The sequence below is a fragment of the Streptomyces niphimycinicus genome (genome assembly GCF_018883605.1).
GTDB lineage: Bacteria > Actinomycetota > Actinomycetes > Streptomycetales > Streptomycetaceae > Streptomyces > Streptomyces niphimycinicus.
Genome location: NZ_JAHLEM010000646.1, coordinates 1 through 2,831, shown reverse-complemented (window position 1 = coordinate 2,831; position 2,831 = coordinate 1). Strand labels below are relative to the sequence as shown.

Annotated in this window: 2 protein-coding genes; both read right to left on the bottom strand. The window is 69.0% G+C overall.

Features of this window, described 5'->3' with window-relative positions:
* Positions 1 to 155: 155 nt before the first annotated feature.
* The gene (locus KN815_RS38920) at positions 156 to 863 is read right to left on the bottom strand and encodes a dienelactone hydrolase family protein (RefSeq protein WP_216346525.1); all 708 of its coding nucleotides are present in this window, start codon (positions 861 to 863) and stop codon (positions 156 to 158) included.
* A gap of 71 nt (positions 864 to 934) precedes the next feature.
* Positions 935 to 2,473 (bottom strand): Rieske 2Fe-2S domain-containing protein, encoded by a 1,539-nt coding sequence (locus tag KN815_RS38915; protein WP_216346524.1) that lies wholly within the window; start codon positions 2,471 to 2,473, stop codon positions 935 to 937.
* Positions 2,474 to 2,831 lie beyond the last annotated feature (358 nt).

The window sequence follows — 2,831 nt, the reverse complement described above, 5'->3', positions numbered from 1 at the left end:
ACGGGCGGATGTCGAAGTCGTCTCATGGCCGGCGGAAAATTTTTTGACGAATGTGATTGAAGATTAAACGGTGCTGGGGCCTTCCGGGCCTCACCTTAAAAGGGCCTTAAGGCTTCATGAAGCCTTAAGGCCCTTTCGGGCGTATGCCGATTCCCTCAGCCCAGCCGCCGGTGCAGGAAGTCCAGCGTGCTCCGCCAGGCCGACGTGGCGGATTCCGCGTGATAGGACGGCCGCTCGTCATTGAAGAAGGCGTGACCGGCGGGATAGAGCCGGAAATCCGGCTGCACCCCGGACTGCTCCCGGATGGCCAGGCGCAGCCGCTCCAGACCGTCCAGCGGCACACTGCTGTCGTTCTCCCCGAAATGGCCCAGGATGTCGGCCCGCAGCCCCGAGAAGTCCGGCAGGTCGCCCTGGATGACGCCGTAGAAGGGCACCGCCGCGCCGACCCGGGCATCGGTGGCGGCCAGATACAGCACGAAGCCGCCGCCCATGCAGAACCCGACCGCCCCCACGGTGGCGGTGGTGACCTCGGGCCGGCCGAGGAGATGGCCGACCGCCCCGGAGAGCAGCTCGACACCGCGCTCCACCGGCAGCTCCGCCATCATCCGGTGCGCCTCTTCGGCGTCATGGGCGACGCTGCCCCCGTACAGATCGGGCGCCAGCGCGACGAAGCCCTCGCGGGCCAGCCGGTCGGTGACATCGGCGATGTGGTGGTCCAGGCCCCACCACTCCTGAATGACGATCACCCCGGGCCCCCGCCCGGAGGGCGGCAGCGCCAGATAGCCGTGGGCGGTGGTTTCCGCGCCGGGGAAGGTCACGTTCTGACGGGTGGGGGAGCCGGACGGCTCCGGGGCCTCGGGCATGGGTGTATCGCTCCTGTCCTACCGATCGTCACCGGCCCCGCTGTGGCCGCGGGTCAGGATCCGGCGGCGAGTTACGACGTGGCCGACGCGCGGATGTCGTGTCCGTCCGAGGTCAGACAGCGGCCCGTGGACAGGTCGTAGCGCCAGCCGTGCAGGGTGCAGGTGAGCACGTCGCCCTCGATCTGCCCGAACCGGCCGAGGTCGGCGCGCAGATGGGGGCAGCGCCGCTGCACCCGCCAGCCGTCCAGCACGATGTCCTGGCCGTCGTCCTGGCATGAGTCGTAGTAGTTCTCCACGTACTCGATGCGCTCCATGGACAGGCACTTGAAGAACACATACAGGAACTCGTTGTACGGCCCGATCCGGCTGGCGGTGAACCGCATCGACAGCAGCAGGCTGTTGGACCAGTCCACCTCGCGCCGGTCGATGTTGGTGGCCACCAGATCGGCCGAGGTGGACAGCGTGTAGCGGCAGCGCTCACCGTCCCAGAGGCGGACCTCCCGCGCCGGGAAGTCGATCACGATCGGCACCTCGCCCACGTCCAGCCGCGCCGGGCCGCCGACGCCCGCACAGATCCGGTCGGCCCGCGTCAACAGCGGCTCCCACCACTGCTTCAGCTCGGCCAGCAGCCGCTCGCGCGGCAGCGCCGGGGCCCGCGAGGCGCGCTCGGCGGCGAGCACGGGCTGCTGCCGCCGGGCGAATTCCCGCAGATACGCGCGCTTCTCGCCGAAGATGTGCTCGATCTCGGACTCGGTGTAGCGGTGGGTGAGCTTGCACGCGGTGTCCTCCGGCTCCGCCACCGTCCCCGGCAGCAGCAGATGCGCTCTCACCTCCGGGCGCGCCCGGCCCAGTTGGCGCAGGAACTCCAACTGGTCCACGAAGATGCTCGTCCCGTCCTGGCCGGTGCCGTTGTGCTCGAAGAGCTCGTCGTCGAGGAAGCACGGCGGGCCCGCGTTGGGGAACACATGCTTGGCCTCCACCGCTTCGATATAGCGCAGCGCCCGGTCGAACTGCCCCTGCCGCTTGCGCGCGGCGAACTCCTTCTTGGCGGAGTCCGGCAGTTGGTACACCATCGGGTACCAGATCGCCCCGGAGAACTGGACGAAGTACGCGTCCACCTCGCCGAACTCCCGGATGGCCGCGATGTCCAGCGGATGGGCGTCGTTCTGGTTGAGCAGTACCGTCTCACCGTCGTCCAGCGAGAGCGCCGAGTCGCCGATGGGGCCGTCCCCGGGGCCGGTCAGCGCGGTGATCATGATGCGCAGGCCGTCGCGCTCGACCGGTGCGCCCGCGCGGGTGTGAAGGAAATTCGTGAAGCCCAGCGCGCTCAGCTCGCGTTCGAGCTCATCGGTGGCGAAGGCCGGAAGCAGCACCGTGATGTCCTTGCGCACGTTCCGGCGCAGATTCTCCGCGTCGAAATGGTCGCGGTGCAGATGAGAGACATACAGATAGTCCGCCGCGCGCCCGTAGTAGGCCCAGTCCAGATCGGTGTTGTCCGGGAACGGGAACCACGAGCCGAAGAAGGCGGGATTCACCCATGGATCGCAGAGCACCGACCCCGCCGCGGTTTCGATGAACAGCCCAGCATGCCCAAGTCCGGTCACACGCATACCACAGCACCTCAACCCGGTCGGTGACGTCCGATATCTCCACCGTGTGGGGGTTCGTGGTGATGCGCATCCGCGGCTGCGCTTGCCGGGTGGCGGGATCCGCCACCCGGGTCACGCCGGTGTGCCGGAATCTTGCCGGGCTTCCGGCGCGCCGTCGTCTTGTCATGAGACCGTGGCGCGTGGCCGTCCGCCGCTACGGCGCGGAGGCCGGAAGATGCGCCGCTGCGTGGGCGAATGGTGCGGATGAGGGGGTTGGGTGGTGCGGATCACGATGGTCGCGCCCGCCGTCAACGCGGCGCTGCGGCAGGTGCGGTTCGACGACGCGCCGCCGGACCCGGCCGGGGTGCGCCGGGCCGAG

What these genes read in the sequence shown, in the direction of transcription:
- KN815_RS38915 (WP_216346524.1), bottom strand. Translation starts at nt 2,473, where the DNA reads ATGCGTGTGACCGGACTTGGGCATGCTGGGCTGTTCATCGAAACCGCG.
- KN815_RS38920 (WP_216346525.1), bottom strand. Translation starts at nt 863, where the DNA reads ATGCCCGAGGCCCCGGAGCCGTCCGGCTCCCCCACCCGTCAGAACGTG.